Raw genomic sequence first — 24,098 nt, 5'->3', positions numbered from 1 at the left:
CTTTGCTTCTTCAGCTTTTCGGACGCCTGCATGTCAAAGTCACGCCGTTACGCCATCGTCGGCCTGTGCGCCCTGTTGTTGATTGTGCTGATCACCTGGTATTTCTCCCGCACCGCCCAGGTGGCCGTGCCTCCTGCCATTGCCCACGGTTACTCAAAAGCCTTGAAACAGGCGCATAACGGCGAGCCGGGCGCCGCGCGCGTGCTGTATCAGCAACTGGGCCGGCCGGACCTGTCACCCGAACGCCGCGCCGCGCTGCATGCCGAATTGCCCAACTACCCCAGCCCCCAGGCCTTGAAGCTCGCCGATAAAGACCTCACCAGCGACTCCGCGTTGGTGCGCGAAGCGGCCATCCACAGCATTGTCGGCCTGGTGCCCAGCGGCCAGCGCACCCTGCTGCTGGGCCCGGTGCTCGATGATCCCGAACAAAGCGTACGCTTTGCCGCCGCCAATGCCCTGCTCGGCCTGTCGCCCGACACCTTGGGCCTGTACTTCGGGCCATTGCAGCAGGTATTGGACGAGTTCGTGAAAAAGCTCAAAGCCCAGCCGGAAACGGCCGAAGGCTGGATTCAACTGGCGCGCCTGTACATCCACAGCGCCCTGCTGCCGGAAGCGCAAAACGCCCTGGAACAGGCCATGCGCTTGCAGCCGGACAACCTGCAAGCGGTGGTCGCGCAGATCGAGTTGCTGGATAAACAGGGCAAGACCGATGAGTCCCGCCAATTGCTGGCCCGGCAATTGGCGGCGCACCCTGAGTCGGCCTACCTGCAACATGCCCTGGGTATGTGGCTGCTGCACCATGGCGAGCGCCCCTATGCGTTGCTCGGCCTGTCCAAGGCCGTGGAGCTGGAGCCGGACAATCAGGATTACCGCTACGACCTCGCTACCACCCTGCATGCCCAGCAGGAATTGGAAGCGGCCCAGCGCCAGTTGGAGGAAATCGTCCAGCGCCACCCGGCCAATCGCAAGGCGCGGGTGCTGCTGGTCAATTATTGGAAAGAAAGCGGCCAATTGCAGAATGTGCAGGTGCTGCTCGCCCAGCTGGAACAGCAAAACCCTGACGATCCGGCACTGCAGCAAGGCCTGTAGGCACAATAATCGCGCATCAGTTTGAACCGCCACAAAGCGCTACGGTCAAGAGAACATGGCGCGTCCACCTGGATGCGCATCCTCTACTCGTATGTGACCTGAGGGCACTTCTTGTCTACATCCAAAGCGTTGTTAACCGAAAAAGCAGCCATCGGCATCGAAGGTCTCGACGACATTCTTGCCGGAGGGCTATCGCGCAGCCACCTGTTCCTGCTGGAAGGTGAACCTGGCACCGGTAAAACCACGGTCGCCCTGCACTTCCTGCAGGCCGGGGCGAAAGCGGGTGAGCGAACGCTCTACATCACACTGTCCGAAACCGAGCGTGAGTTGCGCCAGGGCGCCGAGTCCCACGGTTGGGACCTGGACGACAATATTTATATCTTCGAACTGACCCCGCCGGAGAGCCTGCTGGATGCCGAGCATCAGCAGAGCCTGCTGTACTCTTCGGACCTGGAGCTGGGCGAAGCAACCCGGCAGATCTTCGAAGTGGTGGAGCGGGTCAAGCCGACCCGAGTGGTCATCGACAGCCTCTCGGAAATCCGCCTGCTCGCGCAAAGCTCGCTGCGCTATCGCCGCCAGATCCTGGCGATCAAGCATTACTTCGTGCGCTACGACGCCACCGTGCTGCTGCTCGACGACCTGACCACCGAATCCCTCGACAAAACCGTGCACAGCGTGGCCCACGGGGTGATTCGCCTGGAAGAACTGACCCCCAACTACGGCGCCGAACGCCGTCGTGTGCGGGTGGTGAAATATCGCGGGCAGAAATATCGGGGTGGGTTTCACGACTTCACCATCATGCACGATGGCATCCACGTCTTTCCGCGCCTGGTCGCGGCGGAGCATCGTGGCGGTTACATACGCCAGACCTTGAGCAGCGGCATTCGCGAGCTGGATGCCCTGATGGGCGGCGGCGTCGAGACCGGCTCCAGCAGCCTGATTCTCGGCCCGGCCGGTACCGGCAAATCGCTGATCTCGATGATCTTCGCCGCAGCGGCGGTAGGCCGTGGCGAAAAGGCCGCGCTGTTTATCTTCGATGAAGAACTGGGCCTGCTGTTCGAGCGCATGAACAATATGGGCATCGACCTCGCCGCCCTGCAGGCCACCGGCAACCTGCTGATCGAACAGGTGGACGCGGCCGAGTTGTCCCCCGGCGAGTTTTCCCACCGCGTGCGTCGTTGCGTGGACGAGCGCGGGATCAAGACGGTGGTCATCGACAGTATCAATGGCTACCAGGCGGCAATGCCGGAAGAAAACGCGCTGATCCTGCATATGCATGAACTGCTGCTGTACCTCAACCGCCGTGGCGCGGCGACGTTCATGACCGTCGCGCAACATGGACTGGTCGGCGACATGCAGGCTCCTGTCGACATCACTTACCTGGCCGACACCGTGATTCTGCTGCGTTATTTCGAGGCGTTGGGCAAGGTGCGCCGCGCCATCTCGATTATCAAGAAACGCACCGGCGCCCACGAGTCGACTATCCGTGAATACCGTATCAGCAGCCGTGGCATGACCGTCGGAGAACCGCTGGACAATTTCCAAGGGGTTTTGCGCGGTATCCCGACCTACATGGGCGCCGGTTCGCCTTTGCTCAAGGATGAGGGCGTGTGACCACCATTTCACCCGTATCCGAACGCGCAATCGTCCTGGCGCCCATGGGCCGTGATGGTTCGTTGGCGCTGATGATGCTCAAGGAAGCCGGCTACACCGGCATGGTTGCCAGCAGCCTGCCCGCATTGTGCGAGGCCGTGGAGCAAGGCGCCGGGATGCTTATCATCGCAGCCGAAGCCCTGCGCGGCGCGGACCTGGAGCCCCTGCTGGAATACCTTCACCAGCAGCCCGCCTGGTCCGACCTGCCCATCGTGCTGATGACCCATCACGGCGGCAGCGAGCAGAACGGTTCATCCCACCTCAGCGGCCTGCTGGGCAACGTGACGTTCCTGGAGCGCCCCTTCCACCCCGTGACGTTGATCAGCCTGGTGAGCGCGGCCCTGCGTGGACGGCGTCGGCAATATGAAGCACGGGACAGGTTGATCGACCTGAGCGAGAGCGAACTGCGCCTGCAGCGCACCCTTGAGACCCTGGAGCAGCAAGTCGAGGAACGCACGGCGCAGTTGCGCAGCAATGAAGAAGCCTTGCGCCAATCCCAGAAGATGGAAGCCGTCGGCCAGTTGACCGGCGGTATCGCCCATGACTTCAACAACATGCTCACCGGTATTATCGGCAGCCTGGAGCTGCTGCGAAGACGTGTGTCCCGCGGCAAGCTGGACGATCTGGACAGCCTGATCGACCTCGGCGTGACCTCCGCCAACCGCGCCGCCGGCCTCACCCACCGCCTGCTGGCGTTCTCGCGGCGCCAATCGCTGGATTCCAAGCCGGTACAGATCAACCAACTGGTGACGTCCATGGGCGAGCTGCTGCAACGCAGCCTCAACGAAAGCATCGCCTTGGACATGCGCCTGGACACTCAGTTGTGGACCGCCGAGGCCGACCCCAATCAACTGGAAAGTGCCCTGCTCAACCTGGCGCTCAACGCCCGGGATGCCATGCCGAGTGGGGGCCGCCTGGTTGTCGAAACCTGCAACCGTCACCTCGACAGCGTCTTCACCGCCGCCTACGGCACGCTCAAGCCCGGCGACTACGTGGAACTGAGCGTCAGCGACACCGGCTGCGGTATTCCGGAAAGCCTCATGGGCCGGGTATTCGACCCCTTCTTTACCACCAAGCCCATTGGCCAGGGCACCGGCCTGGGCTTGTCGATGATCTACGGTTTCGCGCGCCAGTCGCGCGGCCATGTAACCCTCCACAGCGAGGTAGGCAAAGGCACCACGGTGAGCCTGTTCCTGCCGCGTTTCGTCGGCGAAATCACCCCCGATGTGACCGTGGACCCTGCCCTGTTGCCGATCGCCAACAGCGGGGAAACCGTGCTGATCGTCGAGGACGACCCGGCGGTGCGCGTGCTGGTCAGCCAGGTATTGAGTGAGCTGGGCTACGCCTTTGTCGAAGCGGGCGATGCCGATGGCGCACTGCCGATTATCGAATCCAGCCAGCGCATTGACCTGATGATCAGCGACGTCGGCTTGCCCGGCATGAATGGACGCCAACTGGCAGAGATAGGTCGGCAGGTTCGTCCGGACCTGAAGGTGCTGTTCATTACCGGATATGCCGAGCATGCGGCGGTGCGTGGGGGGTTCCTGGATCCGGGGATGCAGTTGATCACCAAGCCGTTTACCTTTGATTTGTTGACGGCGAAGGTGCGGGAGATGATTCGGGCGTAAATGGCCATTAGCCAAGCAGTGTCATTCAGGCTCAGGAAGAGCCTGATGCACCACCTGGCCCTTCAGGCCAACAACCGCTGTATATGCTCCTGCAAGGTATCCAGGTCAAACGGCTTGGCCAGGATCGGCGCATTGCGCGTGATCGGGCTGTTGCAGTCGAGAATCTCCTGCGGGTAGCCGCTGATAAAGATCACTTTCAATTCCGGGCGCAACTTGAGCGCGGGCTCAGCGATCTGCACGCCGGAAATCCCACCGGGCAAACGGTAGTCGGTGACCATCAGGTCCAAGTGCGGCTTGGTGGCGAGGATTTCAAAGGCCTGCTCCCCGTTGATCGCCTTCAATACCCGATACCCCAGGCCGGCCAGGTACTCACCCAGCACAAACATAATGGATTCGTCGTCCTCGACGATCAGTACGACATCTTGTGCATCTTCACTCATGGGAAGCCTTTGTCCGGTCAATTGCTGCAATTACGACCATGGGGTCACGTAGAGGTTGCGTCGGGGTGACGATTGATTTCATGCCGACGGTTCAAGGGGCAGGCACACCCGGAACAAGGCGCCCTCGCCTATCTGGCTCTCGACCTCGATGGTGCCGCCATGGGCGGCCACGATCTGTTCGGAAATAAACAACCCAAGGCCCAGTCCCGCGGCAACCTGGCTGGCTGACACACGTTCGAACTGCTGGAAAATACGCTTCTGGTTCTCTTCGCTGATGCCGATCCCGTGGTCACGCACTTCTACCCTGGCTTCGCCATGCTCGGTATACACGCGCACCTCCACCGGGCTCTTGGCCCCGTAGCGCAGGGCGTTGGTCAGCAGGTTGGTGACCACCTGTTCGATACGAAACTCATCCCAGTTGCCCACCACCGGCCCCTCGGCCGCGAGGTGCATCGACGATTCGGCGGCAGCCACCTGCGGTGCGAAATTCTCCACCAGGTTGCTCACCAATTGCGCCAGGTCGAAGCGCCCCGGGCGTATCGACAGTTTGCCGGTGCGGATACGCGAGACGTCGAGCATGTCTTCGATCAGGCGGATCAGGCTCTGGATCTGGCGCTCATCGCGGTCGACCATGGCGTGCATCTTGTCCAGGGTGAACGCGGCGGCGTTATCCCGGGCCAGGTGCATCTTGCGCAGCTGGGTTTCGAGAATCAGGCCGTTAAGGGGCGTACGCACCTCGTGGGCGACGATCGACATGAAGTCGTCGCGCATGCGCACTGCCTGCTCCAGCTCGGCCTGGGTGGCCTGCAGGCGCGTGAGCAACAGCTCCTGCTCGCGGCGGCTGCGCTCCAGGGCTTCGACTTGCTGCTTCATCGCCTTGCTCTGACGGTACAGGTCGACAAACACATTGACCTTGCTCTTGACCGCGTGGATATCCAGCGGCTTGTGCAGGAAGTCCACGGCGCCACTTTCATAGCCCTTGAACGCATAATTGAGTTCACGGCCGGCGGCGCTGACGAACACAATCGGAATGTTTTTGGTTTTCTCGGTGCCGCGCATCAGCTCGGCCAGTTCGAACCCGTTCATGCCGGGCATCTGCACATCGAGAATCGCCATGGCGAACTCGTGCTCCAGCAACAGGGACAAGGCCTCATCGGCGCTCAAAGCCTTGAAGACCTGACGGTCCTCGCGCTTGATCAACGCTTCGAGGGCCAGCAGGTTTTCCGGCAGATCGTCGACGATCAGCAGTTTGGCCTGGACAGTACTTAACATGGGGAGGATTCCAGGGAAGCCAGCAATGCGGCAATGCGGCTCAGGGTCAGAATATGATCAGGGGTGTGCAGGGCCAGGGCCGCCCGCGGCATCACGGCAATCCGCGCTTCGCTGGGGTCCTGGACCACCGTGGTGCCGCCCGAATGCTTGACATGGGCCAGCCCGTGGGCGCCGTCCTGGTTGGCCCCCGTCAACAAAATCGCCAGCAGGCCCTGGCCATAGGCATCGGCGGCGGAGGCAAACAGGTAGTCGATCGCCGGCCGGGAATGGTGTACCCGCTCTTCCTGGCTGAGGGACAGGCTGCGGTCATGCTCGACCGAAAGGTGATAACCAGGCCCGGCGAAATACAACGTGCCCGCCTGGATCGCTTCCTTGTCCTGCCCTTCCCGTACCGGAATCGGCAGGCGTCGCGCAAAGACTTCCGCCAGTTGGCTGCGGCGCTCATCCGGCAGGTGCAATACGGCTATGATCGGCAGGCCGAAGGTGTCGGGCAGTTCGCTGAAAATACTCAGCAACGCCTCGACGCCGCCGGCGGAGGCGCCGACGACGATGGCTTCAATCCCGCGAATCGGGTTGGCGGCAACGTCGTTCATGATTTGCGGTAGATCCGTTCCTGCTTGACCAAGGGTTCGAATTGCTTGCTGTAGGCGGAAAAGTCCAGGGTTTCCTTACTGCCCAGGACCAGGAAGCCGCGATGGCACAGCGACTCATGAAACAATCCAAACGCCCGATCCTGCAATTTTTTATTGAAATAGATCAGCACGTTACGACATGAAATTAATTGAGTTTCTGAGAATACACTGTCGGTTGCCAGGCTATGGTCGGCGAAGGTCACATTCTCCCGCAACGATTTGTCGAAGATCGCGTAATCGTAAGCCGCCGTGTAGTAGTCGGCAAATGATCGCTGCCCCCCGGCCTGCTGATAATTGGCGGTGTAGGCCCGCACATTCTCTAGGGAGAAGATGCCTTGCTTGGCTTTATCCAGGGACGCGGGGTTGATGTCGGTGGCATAGATGATCGTGCGTTCCAGCAGCCCTTCCTCACGCAACAGGATGGCCATGGAGTACACCTCCTCCCCCGTGCTGCAGCCGGCAATCCAGATCTTGATCGACGGGTAGGTCTTGAGCAGGGGCACCACTTCCTGACGGATCGCCAGGAAGTGCGACGGGTCGCGAAACATCTCGCTCACCGGGATCGTCAGGAACTGCAGCAACTGCATGAACGCCGCCGGGTCGTGCAGCACCCGCTCCTGCAGCGCTGAAATGGTGGCGCAGTCGAACTGGCGCAAGGCATGGGCCACGCGGCGTTTGACCGACGCGCCGGAGTAGTCGCGAAAGTCGTAGCTGTACTTGAGGTAAATCGCCTCGATCAACAGGCGCAGCTCAATATCGCTGCTCTTCTCCAAAAAACGTTGCTCCACTTAAATGCGTTCCATCTTCGGTAGCCACACGCGAATCAGCGAGAACAGGCGATCCAGGTCGATCGGCTTGGCCAGGTAGTCGTTGGAACCCGCCGCGAGGCAGCGCTCCTGGTCGTCTTTCATGGCCTTGGCCGTCACCGCGATGATCGGCAGTTTCTTCCAGCGCGGGTCCTGGCGGATCAAGGCGGTGGCCTCGTAGCCGTCCATCTCCGGCATCATCACGTCCATCAGCACCAGGTCGATATCGTCGACTTCATTGAGTCTCTCGATGGCTTCGCGGCCGTTACGCCCGATCACCACCACGGCACCTTTGTGCTCCAGGGCGCTGGTCAGGGCGAAGATGTTACGCACATCGTCGTCCACCAACAGGATCTTGCGCCCCTCGAAGACCTTATCGCGGCTGCGAGCGGTCTTGAGCATCTTCTGGCGGTCATGGGACAGCTGGGATTCGACTTTGTGCAGAAAGAGTGTGACTTCATCGAGCAGGCGCTCTGGCGAGCGGGCGCCCTTGATGATGATCGAGCGCGAATACTTGCGCAGTTCGGCCTCTTCATCGCGGGTCAGGTTGCGCCCGGTGTAGACGATCACCGGCGGGAACGAGCAGATATCTTCGGTGGCCATGCGCTTGAGCAACTCGTTGCCCAGCATGTCCGGCAGCTTGAGGTCGATGATCATGCAGTCATAGACGTTGGTGCGCAGCAGTTCCAGGGCGGCCTGGGCATAGCCGACATCGGTGATCTCGATGTCATCGTCGCCGATCAGGCGGGCAATGCTGTCGCGCTGCAGGTCATCGTCCTCCACCAGCAGTACGCGCTTGACCTTCTGGGTCAGCTTGGCCTCAAGGCGCGCAAACACGTCCTTGAGCTCTTCGCGCGTCGTCGGTTTTACCGCATAGCCGATGGCGCCCATATGCATGGCGGCTTCGACACGGTCCTCCACGGAAATCACGTGCACCGGGATATGGCGCGTGTTGGCGTGCTCCTTGAGGCGTTGCAGCACGGTGAGCCCGGAATGGTCCGGCAGGCGCATGTCCAGCAGGATCGCATCGGGAATGTACTCCTCGGCCAGGCTGTAGCCCTCGTCCGCACCGTGGGCCACCAGGCACTGGTAACCCAGCTCATGGGCCAGGTCGAACAGGATACGGGCGAAGTTCGGTTCGTCCTCCACCACCAGGATGCAGCGGGTGGTGAACGGCGCCTTGTCGCGGTCATCGGCGAAGCGCGGGATCTGCCTGGTGTCGGCCACCGGCAGCGGCGAAATTGCGATGGGCGTGGGTGCGGGTGCGGTAATCACCTGGCGCGGCGGCTCGATTGGCGCGGCATCTTCCTCGCGTTCGACATACTGCTCCGGCAACACCAGGGTGAAGGTGCTGCCTTTGCCGGGCTCACTGGTCACGCTGATATAGCCGCCAAGCAACGCGGCCAGGTCGCGGGAAATCGACAGGCCCAGGCCAGTGCCGCCGTAACGGCGGTTGGTGGTGCCATCGGCCTGGCGGAACGCCTCGAAGATGCTTTCCTGCTGGTCCGGGGCAATCCCGATGCCCGAATCGCGCACGGTAAAGGCGATGCCTTCCCCCGGCGCGCGGGACACCGACAGGCTGACCTCGCCTTGCTCGGTGAACTTGATCGCGTTGGAGAGCAGGTTCTTGAGGATCTGCTCCAGGCGCTGGCGGTCGGTGAACAGCATGATCGGTGCATCGGCCTGCACCTGTACCTGAAACCCCAGCTTACGGTCGGCGGCCAACGGCTCGAACATCCCGCGCAGGCCATCGACCAGGCGCGTGACGCTTGAATTTTCCGGCCGCACTTCCAACTTGCCGGCTTCCACCTTGGAAATATCCAGGATGTCGTTGATCAGGTTGAGCAGGTCATTGCCCGCCGAATAGATCGACTCGGCAAACTTGACCTGTTCGGCGCTGAGGTTTTCCTGGGGGTTTTCCGCCAGCAACTTGGCCAGGATCAACGAACTGTTCAGCGGCGTGCGCAGTTCGTGGGACATATTGGCGAGGAATTCGGACTTGTACTTGCTGGAGCGCTGCAATTCATCGGCGCGATCTTCCAGCTCCAGCTGGGCCTGGTTGAGTTCGACGTTCTTGCGGTCCATGGCGTCGCGCTGTTCGGCCAGGGTCTGGGTCTGTTCGGCCAGTTGCTCGTTGGTCTGCTCCAGCTCTGCCTGCTGGGTTTCCAGGTGAGCCTGAGACTCCTTGAGAATGCGCGACTGTTCTTCGAGTTCTTCGTTGGCGGTCTTGAGTTCTTCCTGCTGGACCTGCAGTTCTTCATTGAGCTGCTGGGTTTCGGCCAGCACTTCCTGCAGGCGTTGGCGATAACGGGCGGCTTCGATGGAGGTGCCGATATTGCCGGCGATCAGCTCCAGCAGTTCGACGTCGCGCTCCTCCAGCGGGCGCAAAAAGCCCAGTTCGATCACACCGTTGACACGGTCGTCATCGCTGGTGGGAACCACCAGCACGCTGCGGGTCGAGCCTTCCCCCAGGCCGGAGCTGACCTTGAAGTAGTCCACCGGCACGTCGTCCAGGCGAATCAGGCGATCGAGCTGGGCGGCCTGCCCGACGATGCCCTCATCGCTGTAGATCGACTGCTCCAGCTGTTCCTGCTCGCGGGAGAAACCATAGGTGGCCACGCGCTTGAGGCCGCCGTGCTCTTCGCGGACATACAGCGCCGCCACCGCCGAGCCCATGTACTGGGCAAAGAACTGCAGGATATTGCGTCCGAGCATGTTCAGGGTGAGTTGGCCGAGCACTTGTTCGGCCAGTTCGGTCTGGCCGTTACGCAGCCATGCCTGTCGCTCCAGGCGCTGCGCGATCTTCTGTTGTGACGCGAGGTTTGCGCTGTAACTATCTGACAGGGAGAGTAAATTTTTTCTACCGATATACGCCAGGATCCCGCTCAGGCCGAGAACGAACAACAGATAGAGGGTGACGCTGATCACCGTGGTGCGCGTGACTTGTTCGTTGCGAGTGATCCGGAACTGCTGCTCCATCGCCACCGCGTCCTCGTATTCCTTGCGAATTTCGTCGGTCAGGCGCTTGCCCCGGCCGGACTTGACGGCGTTGCGGTAGTCACCGCTTTCGCGCTGCAGGTCGATCATCGACTGGGCGTATTTGTTCCATTCGGCTTGCAGGGCTTCCAGGCGTTTCAGGCGGTCCACCTGTTGCGGGTTGTCCGCCACCAGCTCCTGCAAGTTACGCAGGTCGGCAATGATGCGCGGCTTGGCCACTTCGTACGGGTCGAGGAAGTGCTCATCCCCGGTGATCAGGAAACCACGCATGCCGGTTTCAAGATCGACGGTCAGCTTGGACGACTCGTTGAGGTTGTTGATGACCCGGTCCGTGTGCTCCACCCACTGGATCACCGCAAGCAAATAGGTGATCAGACAGACGAAAAACACCGCGCTGAGCACGCCCACACCCAGGGGCAATGCCACGTTTCGGCTGAGCAGTGTACGAAAGCTCTTTTCATCGACGGACGACGCGGGAGTCATGGGCATGCCTTGGCCAAATAGGGAAAAACCGGGAGTTTGCCCCAAAGTGCCGGTAGAGGGCTACGTTTCTGACGCGAAACATATTCACATCCCAAACTTGCCACCGCCGATGCCCGACATTTATGGAACCAATGCCGGAGGAACACCTTTGTGCGCTCCCGACACTCACCGGAGGTCTGAAGCAGGTCCAGGGAGGACCAACAACCAAAGGTAATGAAAATGTCATCCTCATTGAGCGTCCAACCACGCCCCTCGGTTATAGATCACTCCATTGCATCGACGCCTGCTCAGTCGCAGGCCACCCCTGGTAACACCCTGTCCATACACAGCGACCCAGCTTCAACACCTGCACGACGCTCCTCGGATGAATCGCAGCCTCTTTCACCCCAAGCACGCGCGCAGGCAAACGCACAGAACTGGAAGAACCTCGCGCACCAGCTCACCGAGGCGACGAAGAGCCTGGGAGAGGACGCGACTCCAGCAGCCGTGTTGTCACATTTGAAAACCACTCAAACAGTCATTGATCCACACTCGGCCTTTCACCCGTCCGGCATGCCGGGCAGCGAGTCCGCCGCCAGCCTGGAAAGCTTTATCAAGCATCACGATTTACCTATCCCTGAAACCCGAGCTGACCTGGTTCACTTGGCAGATGCCGCTAACGCTCGGGCCCTGGAACCGCCGCTGGGTGATCTAGGAGGTGGCTTATCCTGGCCCCTTCCCCTGACCCAGGAACAACGGCGCAAGATACGGGTCATCGTCGAGTCCAGCATCCTGCGCAGCAATATCCGGACAGAGCCCTCCTTAGTCCGGGCGGAGCTGGCCAAAGCGGCGCTGGGTGCGCTTATCAAGGCCAGCGCTCTTTCGGATGTCGAACTGCAAGACCCGGCCAGGGCGCTGGACACCCTGCTCAAGTCCCCCATGGCCCAGAAGATAGGGCAAGGGATCCAGGACGGGCTGAATGGTATCGACACGCCAACCAGCATCAGCGATTACGTGTTGGCCGCCCTTCACATCGGTCTCGATCGTGAATCCGTCGTGTTGCCTGTGAGAAATTCAATCGCCGGCTTTGACTTGAGCCATCAAAACTATTGGGGCCTGCCACCGTCAGCCATCGTCGAGGGGCTCAGTAAACATCTGGTGACTAAAGGCAGGGCCACGCCGGCCACGGCCAAGCTGGCCACCCACCTGTTGCTGTCACGCACAGCCCCCCAGTTCCTGGTCAAGGATATTCCCGACACACTGGTGAACGGCAGCCAGGCCTGGGTGAGTTTCTGCCTTGCGGTGGCCAAGGTCGAAGCGAGTGCGCCGGGGACCGCATCACAAATGAGCTACGGCCAGGTCATGAGTGCCGCACAAGCCTTGAATGGTCCTGCGGAACACGCCATCACGCCGTTGTTACTGGATTGGGGCGTGTCCAATGGTTTGGTCGAAAAGAAGGACGATGCCCTCTACACCCCTGAGGAAGTGGACAGCATCCGGACCGCGTTCAATGAGCAGTTAAGTGCCAGAATCAAGGCCTCCCAATCACTCACTGCCGAGATTCCAAGTAGAAAAGCCATCGCCCTGGAAAAACTCAAGGAGCATTTTGGCGAGCGCACTGACTTTGAGTCGAAAAGTCTCTCAACCGTCTCCGATGACAAAGCCAAGCAACTGGATGGCAAGCACTCGATGCTGGACATGGCCATGATGGGCATCAACGTCAACTGGAAAACCGACGACCCTGGCCTTCCTATCCACGCGATCAACCAGCAACCCAGGCTCAACGTCAATGGGATATTCCTGGGGCAATACGAATCGGCAATCGAATCACTCAAAGATGGCATTGAGACCCAGGTAAAACACATGATTTCCGAGCTGCCACTGGAAGATCGGAAAAACCTGGAGTTCGGTAAAATCGAATTATTTCAATACAACCAATACAAGATTGGCAGGGGTTTCATAAACCCGGCCACTTTCCAATCCAAGCTCAATGAATTGCTGGTAAGAACCGAAAGGCAGGTTGACGGAAAAACCGAGGTCAATGTTTATGAGATCGATGTCCGGAACAAACGCATCGTCAAGCGACAGAGTGAGGCAGCCATTACGCGGGGTGGATGGCGCGACGCGAATATATCGACCAAAGTGGAAAAGTTCACCCCTGAGCACAAGGACCGGCTCGAGCGAGAACAGCCGCCGGAGGACCCTTCTCGTCCCCCATCGAGTTTCACCTCTACCCGAACACACGACCTGGCAGGCGCTTTTTTTGAGCACCTTGGTATCAGGAACCAATGGCAACAAGCCAGGGGAAGCACGACATTCGATCAGCAGAAAGAAAGTAATGAGCGACTCAGGCAGTTTTTTCTCAACTTGATTCCCTTGAGATCGGCCATTGTCAACTTTCGTGACGGTGACTATGAAGCCGGGCTTTTGGACCTCGGCCTGGATGCTCTCGGGCTGCTGACCATGGGTTACGGTGCTGCCCCAAAGCTCGCCAAGGTGGCTTCATCCTCGGCGTCCACTGCCGTAAAGGCATTGCAGGCGGGTCGCGTCATCGGCAGTAGCCTTATCAGCTCGCTCAACCCGTTGAGCGGAGTGAGGGGCGCGGCGACGGGAGGCGCCAAGCTGGCCACGCGCGGCGCAAAATTTCTCGGCGACTCCGGGCAGGTACTGATCAACAAGGTGCGTGGCGCATCCGGAAGCTATGACCTGTTGAAGGCGGCAAACAAGCAATATGGCCCGACGCTGATAGGGTCTTATAAGGTCGGAGAGCAAAGCGTCGAAGGCTTTGCCGTGTTGAAAAACGATCAGTGGTTCAGTTATGACCCTGTCCGGAACCTGCCCTATGGCCCGCCAATCGAGGATTTCTCCCCCCTGCGCGGCAGTCTGTTCGATAGCGTCGCGGATATGCACCTGACGAGTGTAGGAACGAATATCGCTAAGGCGAGGACCTCCAACGCACTTCCAAAATTCAACCAGGGTTATCGAAGCGGTGCATTGGATGACCTGTCGGATTACGCTGGAGAGCGCAGTTTCGAAGCGTTGGTGGCACTCGCCGCAAAACCTGGCAGGACACCGGAAGAAATGGGGATTCTGGCCAGGGAGTTGAAGACCAGAAGAATTGAAGACGGCGAGTATTTCACCGCGCTGCTTGCCAGCGACGTCGGGAATCCCGGGGTTTCCATCAATCGCTTTGCCCAGTCGGACTACCTCGGCCGTGTCGATCTGACCTCCAAGGGCGATTGCGCCGGGCTATCGAATGCCATGGCGCTCGCCTTGCATCGAGGCGACGAAAAAATATTCCTCGACAATCTTCGCAAGGCGTCCACGACTAAATCGCCCTCTTCGCTGCATGACAAATTCAATCGCGATATAAAAACACTGCAGTACGCCGTAAACACAAAGGACACCTTCCATATAAACGCCGCCCCTTCACTGATCAATCATCAGTCCATCATCGACGACCTGAGCAAGTCCACTGCGTCAAAATACCTGAGAATCAGCACGGAAGATCACGCCATGCTGGCGGGTGTCAGGGTCAAGGATGGCCAAAAAGAGTGGTTTTTCTTCGAACCCAATGGCGGGCTGGTCAGTTTTGACAACGTAGAGTCCATGCGCGAAGGCATCGAAAAAATCCTCAGCAGCGGCGGTGTCAGCGCGACCTTGAAGCCTAAGGTTTCGCCGGCGGGCAAAAAGGAATTCCACGTGAGCGCTTTCCATCCCGATGACATCGTCACAGACAAGGTCGACAGTTTTGCGGTTTCAATCATGGTGTCCACGCCCTTGCCGTCTTGATGCATGGGACTGCCCCGGCCCCCGGCAGGGTTGGGGCTCCTGAAAAAGCAAGGCGTTGAACGGTGCGCAGGAGGGCGCCACTGACCGCTCGCGGCCCCTCGTGGTTAACGCGACATTTTCCTCCATTCCCGTCACAATGCCCGCGCCAACGGAACTTGCCGAGATTGACGCGACTCATTAGAGAATGGTCTTTCAACCGCTAAAGACCTGCACCTCCATTTTTTCGGGAACCCTCATTATGTCCGCAGCCCCCTCCACCCTCCTTGTCGTCGAAGACGATGCCATCGTGCGCATGTTGATCGTTGATGTGCTCGAAGAGTTGGAGTTCCTGGTGCTTGAAGCTGCCGACGCTGAAGAAGCCTTGAAGATTGTCGAAAATGCCGCGCAGCACATCGACCTGATGATGACCGACGTCGGCCTACCGGATATGGACGGTAAGCAATTGGCAGCCAAGGTGCGTGAAGTGCGGCCCACCCTGCCGATCCTGTTTGCCAGCGGCTATGCCGAGAACATCGATGTGCCCGCCGGCATGCAGGTGATCGCCAAGCCGTTCTCCATCGATCAATTGCGCGACAAAGTCAAATCGATGCTGCCTGCCGCCTGACCCCCCCTCTTTTACACAGTGCAGCCCATCGAGGCGGCTATTTGTGCGTCTTTACCCACAGGTTCAAGCCGCCGTACGGATCGGCATTGATGAGTTCGCATAATTCGCAGGGATTAACGTGACGTTCGGGAAATAAAACAGGAAACTCATCGCCTTTATTCCCCGTCAGTCAAACGCACTTTGGAAGGACGCGACAACATGATTGGAAAACCGACGCGCCTGCTGTTGGCGAGCCTCTCGATACTCATGAGTACCGGCGCCTGGGCCGATTTCACCGCCACCCCCAGCGAAGCCCGGGCCATCGCCAAGGAAGCCTACCTGTATGGCTACCCAGTGGTGGAGATGTACAAGACGCTCTACACCCAGGCCGTCGACAAGGGCGGCGCCAACTTCAAGGCGCCGTTCAACCATATCGGCAATACAGCTCAGGTGTTCACCCCCAAGGACACCGCGGTCGTCACCCCGAACCTGGACACGCCCTACTCCTTCGTCTGGCTGGACCTGCGCAGCGAGCCTCAGGTTCTGACACTGCCCAGGATCGAAGACAACCGTTATTACTCGGTGCAGTTGATCGATCTCTACACACAGAACATCGCCTACCTGGGCACCCGCAGCACCGGCAACAACGGCGGCCACTACATGATCGCCGGCCCTGACTGGAAAGGTCAGCAACCGGTCAACGTGGACCGTGTGGTGTACAGCGAAAGCAACATCGCCTACGCCCTCTACCGTACGCAGTTGTTCGACGAGAAGGACCTGAACAAGGTCAAGCAGATCCAGAACGGCTACAAAGTGCAGTCACTGAGCAGCTACGTGAAGCAAGCCGCGCCGGCCAAGGCTCCGAAAGTGGAGTGGCCCAAGCCCATGGCGACCATGACCGAAGGTCCGCAACTGTTTCGCTACCTGAACTTCATGCTGGCCTTCGCCGCGCCCCAGGACAGCGAGAAAGACCTGCTGGCGCGTTTCGCCAAGATCGGTATCGCCCCAGGCGCGCCCTTCAAGGTCAAGGCGTTGACCGCTGAACAGCGCAAGGCCCTGGAAGACGGTATCTCCGATGCCCGCGCCGAGTTTGCCGCGTTCAAAAAGGACAAGGTCGACACGCATCAAGTCTCCAGTGCCGATTTGTACGGCAGCCGCGACCACCTGAACAACAACTACCTGTACCGCTACGCCGGTGCGGACATGGGGATTTTCGGTAACTCCGGCGATGAGGTCGCGTACCTGAGCTACGTCATCGACAGCGAGGGCAAGCCTGCCAACGGCGCACGCCACAGCTACACCGTGCATTTCGCCAAGGACCAGTTGCCACCGGCCGATGCGTTCTGGTCCCTGACCATGTACGACGCCAAGACCAAGCAACTGGTGCCCAACCACAAGAAACGCTACCTGATCAACTCGCACATGCTGTCCGGCCTCAAGCGCGACGCCGATGGCGGCCTGACCCTGGCCCTGCAGCACCACGAGCCGCCAAAAGCCGAGCAGAGCAACTGGTTGCCGGCCCCACCCGGTCCGTTCTACGCAATCCTGCGGATTTACCTGCCCACGCCTGAGGTGGGTAACGGCCAGTGGAAACTGCCGCCGTTGACGCCGCTCAAGTAACACCGCGTGCCCGGTCGCCGCAGGGCTGGACCGGGCCAGTCCTACCACGAGCCCTACCCCCTACTACCGCTGGTTTATCAACCTGTAAAACGGGTAACGTGCGCGCGATTGTCTATGGAGTTGCACTGCACATGACTTGCTGGAATCTCCTCGGCCTGGCCCCGGATGCCGATAGCCGCGCGATCAAGCGCCAATACGCCGCCCTGCTGAAGAAAACCCGGCCGGATGATGACCCCGAGGGTTTCCAGCGCCTGCGCGAAGCCTATGAGGCCGCGCTGGAGTGGAGCCAGGGGCAGCAGGAAGCTGACGAAGTGGTCATCGACATCCTGGGCGACGGCCTTGCCGACCACTACCAGGCAGCCATGGCCCATGGCAATGCGCTGCACTTTGAAATCCAGCTGTTGTTACGCGACATCGAGGGGCATCTCAACCCCGAGGACACCCGCTGGGCCTTTGAAACCTTCAACTGGCTGACGGCCTGGCAGCGCCTGGAGTTGCCCGGCGAGCTGATCGAAAGACTCGAGCGCAAGCACCGCAGCGCGTTGCAGCAACCCTTTCGCCAGGCCCTTGAGCAAAAGGACGAGGCCGCTTTCCTGGCTGCCTATGCCGCACGTTCCGAACATCCCTGGGTGAACAATCATCCCCATGCCGAGTGGTTCAACCAATGGCTGGCCCGCCTGCTTGCACAGAGTCACTACTGGTCGAGCGCAGTGTTCGACGCGGTGTGCGCCGGCCAGCACTGGCATGGCGGCGCCGGTCACGACTGCCCGGCGGGGGATTGGGCGCGGCTGTTGCAACGCCAGCAAGGCCCGGTCTTCATGGCACGCCAACGGGCACTGGCAGCCGAAGCGCCCAACAGCCCGCAACAACGTGCCGCCCGGCTGCTATTGGCACCGATGAGCCTGGGTCAGCGCCGTGCCTTCGCCCAACGCTTCGATGATCATGACTGGAAAGCCTGCCAGGCACTCAGCGCAGATATCTACGCCGACCATGTGGCCGAAGCCGAAGCGATGCCCGGCGGTACCGTGTATTTCTGGCAAGGCTGGGACACGACCATGGACACCTGGCCCTGGATTGTCGCACTGGTATTGAGCTGCCTGGTGGGCGTGCTGGTGAATGCCGAGCCCCTGGCCGGCAATGTGCTGCCGACCTTGGGCTACGGCCTGCTGTGGGCGTTGGGCGCCGTGATAGGCGCCGGATTGGCTTGGCAGGTCTGGCGCCCGCTGGCTCATCAGTACCGCGTGCTCGATGAACGACTCAGTGAGCACCTGCCGCGCTGGCTCAGCCCTACTCACCTGCCGTTGTTGCCGATACGGGACCTGCTGCCAGGGCTGGTCCTTGCCGCAGCGCTGGGTTACGCCTTCGGCCCGTTTGCCAGCCTGGCGCTGGTCGCGACCCTGGCGGTTATCGGCGTCATCAAGCGACCCTTCATGAACAGCCACACCCCCTGGACCGCCCGCCACCCGCGCTGGACGGCCCTGGGCATGGTGCTGTTGGTGACCAGTGGGATTGTGCTGTACGCCGGCTTGAAGGTGCTCGACAACCAGCAACACGTGACCCGTAACCAGGGCCTGCAACAGTGGCCCGAACGCCTGTGCAGCCGCATGCCTCGCACCGCCCCCGACTGTCAGGCGCCCGCCACCCAGGCACAGTGGTATGGCCAGGAGGCCGCGCAATGAATCCGAAATGGTTGTTACCCATCAGCCTGGTATTGGGCCTGGGATTGCTCGGTGTGGCCGGCGCCACCAAACCCCTGCAACGCGTGCAATTATGGCTCGACCAACGGGACAGCCCTTCCACCGCAACGGCCAGCGCACTGGCGCCGATCATTGACTGCGTGAACCGCATTGATCGCGATACGCGCCTGGCGTACTACCGTATGCGTTCGACACAGCCCGAAGCACCCACCCAGGATAAATTTGGCGACCGTGATGAGCCTGAACCGCGCCTTATCCAAGCGGCGGTCTGTTCGCAGTTGTACACACTCAAACTGGAGCGCCAGCAGCCCGGAAGCCACCTCGGTACTCTCGCCACGGTGTATGCCGACAAGCTGAATAAATTCACCTCGCTGGCAGACATGGTTGACCCGATACAAACCGAAGGTATGCCGTCGAACATACGCCAGTTTGTGGCACAGGCCATGAACAAGAGTCTGGAGGAGCAACTGGCCCAGCGGGGCGAAGAATACCTGCGGGCATCCGCCGAATTACGCAACTATTTGCAGGACGAAGACCTCCGTTTGCGCCCGGCACAGCTGGAGCGACTCGAATCGCGCTTCGGCCGGGACCTGCATTGGCACCTGCTCAACCATATGATCGCCGCCCGCCAGGCGATGAACCAGATTGACCAGGGTGTACGCGACGCCAGCCTGACGCCTCAGCAACTGCTCAGCTTGACCGAGACGCTGCAACAGGCCAGCGATGCCAGCAAGGACTTCCTGGTGAAAATGCCGCGCAGCAAACGGGAGGATGAAGCCACTCACCTCTGGTACGCCACCCGCGCGTCAGCCGACGCGTACCTCCAGGCGTTGCGCACCCTGCATCAGGACTGGCGGGAACACGCCCCACCACAGCAACTGAGCGATGACTACTACCTCATCACCCGTCGCTACGACGCCCTGCTCAGCTACTACAACAAACCCGCCAGGAATGCGTTCTAGTCCCTAGTGTTTTTTCAGCTTCACATACGACTGATGCAGGTCCGACGCCCAGCCATCGATCACGCCTTTCACGTCATCGGCCTTCATCACCTGCGAGTCGTTGGACAGCGGCTTGCCCGTGCCCTTGCGCACCACTTGGGCGAGCACCTTGCCACTGGCACCATCGAGGAACTGCGCCTCGGTGCCCAGGGTGGTTTCCTGGTCTCGGATGCCGGTACCGGTACTCACCGCTGCCGCCACCAGGGCCACGGGCACGAATTCATAGGGTTTGAGGCCTTCGGTCTTGCTGCTGACGGCGGTGATCGCCGCACGTACCACCATCACACCGGGGCCGGGCCCGTTGGCCAGGGGCAGTGATTTGCCCAGCTCACGCTTGAGCGCCTGGTTGAAGTAGGTGTTGATGCCATTGAGGGTGCTGTCGGGGATTTTCGTGGTGGCCTGGGGCTTGGGGTAGAACTGCGTCGGTTCGATATACACCGCGGTATAGCGGCTCAGGTCGAGTTGGGGGTCTACCCAGCGCATCACCTCGCCCCCCGAAGGCGACTTGGCTTCCTTGAGTTGGCTGTAGTCGGACAGAAAGCCTGAGTACTCGTCCGGTTGGGTGACCTTGCTGGCGCAGCCGGCCATTGCGATGGAGGCCACGCACAGCGTACTGATCATTAGCCTTAGTTTCATCATTGAACTCCCTGGCGATCATCATCGAAACATGGAGCTGTAGGTATAGCCAATCCTGGGAAAAAAATGCGTATTTCCACCCAGTGTCTGACACACCGGCGTCCCCCATCGACGTTGCGCGAAGCGGGAGCCCCTCAGCCGCGTTCGCGCGGGATCAGGCTCTGCAACTGCGTAGCCAGGAAATTGGCGTCAAAGCCAAAGGTGTCCGGGTCTTTGAGGCCATTTGTTTTCTTCCACAGCCAGTCGTTTTTGTCGGCCGGCAGCACCAGCGACACACTGCCGTGGCGGGCAGCGGTCAGGCCCATCACCGACACCGAGATCAAACCGCCCACGCCCATGACTTCAGGCACGAACTCCACGGTCTTACCGGTGATCTGCACCAGCAGCTTTTCGGTCTTGAAGGTCGAGGTCTCCACCGGTACGCCCGGCCCGCTGGCGACATAGGCTTCACGGTGCACCTCCAGCAGGCCGACAGTCTTGACCGGCTCCAGCCATTGCTCGATCTGCCCGAACAGCTCGTCGAGCTTGTGCGTCCAGCGCGCCGACTGCACATCGAACTGCTGCTTCTTGTGCGCTTCGCTATCGGCGTAATGACGAAGCATCTCGCCCAGTTGCTGTACATCGTCCATTGCAGATTTCCTTGGGTGTGCCAGGTTGCGATGCCCGATCATGGCAGATGCGGCCACTCACCGTACGATTAACGCTGACAGGCCAGTGGGCGTGCTTGTCGACTGATCCGCTGTAATGAGGTTTTTCTGAGCCTGTTTTGTTTTTCCCGCGTTTCCTACAGTGCCCGCCACTTGGAACCGTGGGAGGACTAAGCATGAGCACAGCAATAACCGGGCAGGCCTATAACTATAAAGTCGTCCGCCAATTCGTGATCGCCACCCTTGTGTGGGGCGTGGTGGGTATGGCCATGGGCGTGTGGATCGCCTCGCAACTGGTCTGGCCGCAGATGAACCTGGACCTGCCCTGGACCACGTTCGGCCGGTTGCGGCCGTTGCACACCAGCCTGGTGATCTTTGGCTTCGCCGGCAGTGCGCAATTTGCCGCCAGCTACTATGCGGTGCAACGGACCTGCCAGGTGCGCCTGTTTTCCGACCGCCTCGCCGCGTTTACCTTCTGGGGCTGGCAGTCGGTGATCGTGATCATGCTGGTCAGCCTGCCCCTGGGCTACACCACCACCAAGGAATACGCCGAGATCGAGTTTTCCGGCGCGGTGTGGATGACCGTGGTGTGGGTGGCCTACGCCATTGTGTTCTTCACCACGGTGGTAAGGCGCAAGACCCGGCATATCTACGTGGGCAACTGGTTTTTCGGCGCGTTTATCCTGGTGATCGCCATGTTGCACGTGGTCAATCACCTGGCGATCCCGGTGGATTGGTTCAAGTCCTACCCGGTGTATTCCGGCGCGACCGATGCCATGGTGCAGTGGTGGTACGGGCATAACGCCGTGGGCTTTTTCCTCACCACCGGTTTCCTGGGGATGATGTATTACTTCGTACCCAAGCAGGTGGGCCGGCCGGTGTACTCCTATCGCCTGTCCATCGTGCACTTCTGGGCGCTGATCACCCTGTACATCTGGGCCGGCCCGCACCATTTGCACTACACCGCCTTGCCCGACTGGGCGCAGTCACTGGGCATGGCCATGTCGCTGATCCTGCTGGCCCCGAGCTGGGGCGGCATGATCAACGGCATGATGACCTTGTCCGGTGCCTGGCATAAGCTGCGCACCGACCCGATCCTGCGCTTCCTGGTGCTGTCCCTGGCGTTCTATGGCATGTCGACCTTCGAAGGTCCGATGATGGCGATCAAGACCGTCAACGCCCTCTCCCACTACACCGACTGGACCATCGGCCACGTACACGCCGGTGCCCTGGGCTGGGTGGCGATGATCACCTTTGGCTCGCTGTACCACATGATCCCCAAGCTGTTCGGCCGCGAGCAGATGCACAGCGTGGCGCTGATCAACCTGCACTTCTGGCTGGCAACCATCGGCACGGCGCTGTACATCGCCTCGATGTGGGTCAACGGCATCACCCAAGGCCTGATGTGGCGCGCGGTAAACGACGACGGCACCCTCACCTACTCGTTTGTCGAAGCCTTGCAGGCCAGCCATCCGGGGTTTGTGGTGCGGTTTGCGGGGGGCGTGTTTTTCCTCACGGGCATGTTGCTGATGGCCTACAACACTTGGCGCACGGTGCGGGTCGCAGACTTGAACGTGGCCCGGCTCGATGCGCGGATCGCCTGATATGTGGAGCGTGCTGATCGTGGTGTGCCTGTACGCTGCGGTGGAGTATTGCCTGCGCGGGCAGTCCGAGACGAGCCTGGACGAAGCCAGCATGTTGCCGTTCGCCGACGACCCGGAGGTGGCGCGGCGCGTGGAGCAGGCCACGGGTAAACCCATCCACGCCATTGCCGCGGAGCAACCCCGGCCGGGATGGGGCAACCTGGACATGTGAAACTGCTCCGGTCATTTGGCGGGCAACTGCGTATGACTATTCAGCGGCTGATGGGTAAGGTGAAGCGACTTTCCCTGTCAGGAGCATCACATGCGCACCATCGGCCTTATCGGCGGCATGAGCTGGGAGTCCAGCGCCGAGTACTACCGCATCATCAACCAGCGCGTGCGCGACCAGCTCGGCCCGCTGCGCTCGGCCCAGGTGTTGATGTACAGCGTGGACTTCGGCCCGGTGGAACAGGCCCAGCACGCCGGGCGTTGGGATGACACCGCGCTGATCCTGGAAGACGCCGCGCGCCGTTTGCAGGCCGGCGGCGCCGAATGCGTGGTGTTGTGTACCAACACCATGCACTTGGTGGCGCCGCGTATCGAGGCGGCGGTGTCGATTCCCTTCCTGCATATCGCCGATGCGGCCGCTGCGGCGGCGGTGGCAGCCGGCACCCTGACCGTCGGCTTGCTCGGCACCGCGTTCACCATGGAGCAGGATTTTCTCACGTCGCGCCTGGCCGCCCAGGGCCTCACTGTGCTGGTGCCGGACGCGGAGGAGCGCCGCGCCGTGCACCGGATCATCTATGAGGAGTTGTGCGTCGGCGTGATCAGCGATGCATCACGCCAGGTTTATCTGCGGGTCATCGAGTCCCTGGCCGCACGGGGTGCCCAGGCCGTCATCCTCGGCTGCACGGAAATCAGCCTGCTGGTCAAACCCGAACACAGCGACCTGCCGCTGCTGGACACCACCGAGCTGCATGCGCAGGCTGCGGTGGCGTTTGCGCTGGAGGGTTAAGCCGACTGGCGCAGGCGCGCCATGCTCAGGGTGTCGACAAACACCCCATCGCGCAGGGCGTAGTCACGCAAGCGCCCTTCGACCTCGAAGCCGAACTTGCGGTACAGGTGGTGCGCGGCTTCGTTGTCGGCGTACACCGTGAGTTCCACCCGGTGCAGGTTCATCCAGTTGTCGGCCACGTCCAGCGCGGCCGTCAACAGCCGCGAGCCTACGCCCTTGCCCTGCCAGGCCGTCGCCACGCCCATGCCGAACGAACCGACATGGGCCTGGCGCACGCGCAGGTACTGTTCCAGGCCCAGTTGGCCGATCACCTCGCCGCCGTGCACCGCCACCAGTTGCAGGCGCCGCTCGTTGTCGGTGACCAGGCGTTTGCGCCAGACATCCACCGACTGGAACGGCATCTGCAGCACCTGCCGGCACACGGCCGGTTCGTTATAGAGCGCCGCCACACCGTCAAGGTGGGCCTCGGTAAAGCGCTGGATCACGATATGGGGTTCAGGTGCGTGCATGGTGTTTCATCCTTTGAAAGACACGTGGCCGACCAG

The 24,098-nt window shown here is 60.7% G+C and carries 19 protein-coding genes; 11 read left to right on the top strand and 8 right to left on the bottom strand.

What is annotated here, in order from left to right:
- Positions 1-30: 30 nt before the first annotated feature.
- From PspCFBP13509_RS15905 to PspCFBP13509_RS15895, 3 genes are all read left to right on the top strand, one after another.
- Positions 31-1,089: a tetratricopeptide repeat protein gene (locus tag PspCFBP13509_RS15905; RefSeq protein ID WP_065927518.1), complete on the top strand. Its 1,059-nt coding sequence runs from the start codon at positions 31-33 to the stop codon at positions 1,087-1,089.
- Positions 1,090-1,200: 111 nt separating this feature from the next.
- Positions 1,201-2,703 carry an ATPase domain-containing protein gene (locus PspCFBP13509_RS15900; protein ID WP_065946983.1) on the top strand — a complete coding sequence of 501 codons (1,503 nt, stop codon included), beginning with the start codon at positions 1,201-1,203 and terminating at the stop codon, positions 2,701-2,703.
- Positions 2,700-4,370 carry a response regulator gene (locus tag PspCFBP13509_RS15895; protein WP_065927517.1) on the top strand — a complete coding sequence of 557 codons (1,671 nt, stop codon included), beginning with the start codon at positions 2,700-2,702 and terminating at the stop codon, positions 4,368-4,370. The genes PspCFBP13509_RS15900 and PspCFBP13509_RS15895 overlap by 4 nt, the downstream gene beginning before the upstream one ends.
- Before the next feature lie 62 nt (positions 4,371-4,432).
- Here PspCFBP13509_RS15895 and PspCFBP13509_RS15890 read toward each other — a convergent pair whose 3' ends face one another.
- From PspCFBP13509_RS15890 to PspCFBP13509_RS15870, 5 genes are all read right to left on the bottom strand, one after another.
- Complete coding sequence (locus tag PspCFBP13509_RS15890) at positions 4,433-4,810, bottom strand: response regulator (protein WP_057703059.1); 378 nt, start codon at positions 4,808-4,810, stop codon at positions 4,433-4,435.
- 78 nt (positions 4,811-4,888) lie between these two features.
- Positions 4,889-6,082 carry a hybrid sensor histidine kinase/response regulator gene (locus PspCFBP13509_RS15885; protein WP_065927516.1) on the bottom strand — a complete coding sequence of 398 codons (1,194 nt, stop codon included), beginning with the start codon at positions 6,080-6,082 and terminating at the stop codon, positions 4,889-4,891.
- Positions 6,076-6,675 (bottom strand): chemotaxis protein CheB, encoded by a 600-nt coding sequence (locus PspCFBP13509_RS15880; RefSeq protein WP_065946981.1) that lies wholly within the window; start codon positions 6,673-6,675, stop codon positions 6,076-6,078. Before PspCFBP13509_RS15880 ends, PspCFBP13509_RS15885 begins: the two co-directional genes overlap by 7 nt.
- On the bottom strand, positions 6,672-7,502 hold the full coding sequence (locus tag PspCFBP13509_RS15875) for a CheR family methyltransferase (RefSeq protein ID WP_174562736.1): 831 nt from the start codon (positions 7,500-7,502) through the stop codon (positions 6,672-6,674). The genes PspCFBP13509_RS15880 and PspCFBP13509_RS15875 overlap by 4 nt, the downstream gene beginning before the upstream one ends.
- Positions 7,503-11,000 carry a response regulator gene (locus PspCFBP13509_RS15870; protein WP_065927514.1) on the bottom strand — a complete coding sequence of 1,166 codons (3,498 nt, stop codon included), beginning with the start codon at positions 10,998-11,000 and terminating at the stop codon, positions 7,503-7,505.
- Between the two features lie 219 nt (positions 11,001-11,219).
- Between PspCFBP13509_RS15870 and PspCFBP13509_RS15865 the strand changes: the two genes are divergently transcribed.
- From PspCFBP13509_RS15865 to PspCFBP13509_RS15845, 5 genes are all read left to right on the top strand, one after another.
- Positions 11,220-14,771: a hypothetical protein gene (locus PspCFBP13509_RS15865; protein WP_137212310.1), complete on the top strand. Its 3,552-nt coding sequence runs from the start codon at positions 11,220-11,222 to the stop codon at positions 14,769-14,771.
- 238 nt (positions 14,772-15,009) lie between these two features.
- Complete coding sequence (locus PspCFBP13509_RS15860) at positions 15,010-15,375, top strand: response regulator (RefSeq protein WP_065927512.1); 366 nt, start codon at positions 15,010-15,012, stop codon at positions 15,373-15,375.
- A gap of 198 nt (positions 15,376-15,573) precedes the next feature.
- A complete protein-coding gene (locus PspCFBP13509_RS15855) occupies positions 15,574-16,974 on the top strand; it encodes a DUF1254 domain-containing protein (protein WP_065927511.1) in 1,401 nt (466 codons plus the stop codon).
- Positions 16,975-17,105: 131 nt separating this feature from the next.
- On the top strand, positions 17,106-18,653 hold the full coding sequence (locus PspCFBP13509_RS15850) for a J domain-containing protein (protein WP_137212309.1): 1,548 nt from the start codon (positions 17,106-17,108) through the stop codon (positions 18,651-18,653).
- Positions 18,650-19,633 carry a DUF3829 domain-containing protein gene (locus PspCFBP13509_RS15845; RefSeq protein ID WP_065927509.1) on the top strand — a complete coding sequence of 328 codons (984 nt, stop codon included), beginning with the start codon at positions 18,650-18,652 and terminating at the stop codon, positions 19,631-19,633. Before PspCFBP13509_RS15850 ends, PspCFBP13509_RS15845 begins: the two co-directional genes overlap by 4 nt.
- A gap of 3 nt (positions 19,634-19,636) precedes the next feature.
- Here PspCFBP13509_RS15845 and PspCFBP13509_RS15840 read toward each other — a convergent pair whose 3' ends face one another.
- Both PspCFBP13509_RS15840 and PspCFBP13509_RS15835 read right to left on the bottom strand, forming a co-directional pair.
- Positions 19,637-20,308, bottom strand: a complete 672-nt coding sequence (locus tag PspCFBP13509_RS15840; RefSeq protein WP_065927508.1) for a DUF3313 domain-containing protein — start codon at positions 20,306-20,308, stop codon at positions 19,637-19,639.
- Between the two features lie 134 nt (positions 20,309-20,442).
- Positions 20,443-20,937, bottom strand: coding sequence for a hypothetical protein (locus PspCFBP13509_RS15835; RefSeq protein WP_065946974.1), 495 nt, complete (start codon positions 20,935-20,937; stop codon positions 20,443-20,445).
- Positions 20,938-21,131: 194 nt separating this feature from the next.
- On the opposite strand from PspCFBP13509_RS15835, the gene ccoN reads away from it, so the two are divergent.
- The 3 genes from ccoN to PspCFBP13509_RS15820 all read left to right on the top strand — a co-directional run bounded on the left by ccoN (position 21,132) and on the right by PspCFBP13509_RS15820 (position 23,553).
- Entirely contained in the window at positions 21,132-22,559 is a 1,428-nt protein-coding gene (gene ccoN / locus PspCFBP13509_RS15830) for a cytochrome-c oxidase, cbb3-type subunit I (protein ID WP_137212308.1), read from the top strand.
- A 1-nt stretch (position 22,560) separates the two neighbouring features.
- Positions 22,561-22,770: a hypothetical protein gene (locus PspCFBP13509_RS15825; protein WP_065946973.1), complete on the top strand. Its 210-nt coding sequence runs from the start codon at positions 22,561-22,563 to the stop codon at positions 22,768-22,770.
- 90 nt (positions 22,771-22,860) lie between these two features.
- Positions 22,861-23,553, top strand: coding sequence for an aspartate/glutamate racemase family protein (locus tag PspCFBP13509_RS15820; RefSeq protein WP_065927504.1), 693 nt, complete (start codon positions 22,861-22,863; stop codon positions 23,551-23,553).
- Here the strand turns inward: PspCFBP13509_RS15820 and PspCFBP13509_RS15815 are convergent.
- Positions 23,550-24,062 carry a GNAT family N-acetyltransferase gene (locus tag PspCFBP13509_RS15815; RefSeq protein ID WP_065927503.1) on the bottom strand — a complete coding sequence of 171 codons (513 nt, stop codon included), beginning with the start codon at positions 24,060-24,062 and terminating at the stop codon, positions 23,550-23,552. The genes PspCFBP13509_RS15820 and PspCFBP13509_RS15815 overlap by 4 nt on opposite strands.
- Positions 24,063-24,098 lie beyond the last annotated feature (36 nt).

Origin of the sequence: Pseudomonas sp. CFBP13509 (assembly GCF_005233485.1) — a bacterium.
GTDB lineage: Bacteria > Pseudomonadota > Gammaproteobacteria > Pseudomonadales > Pseudomonadaceae > Aquipseudomonas > Aquipseudomonas marginalis.
Note: the sequence above shows the minus strand (reverse complement) of the source record. Positions and strands in the feature narration are given on the sequence as shown.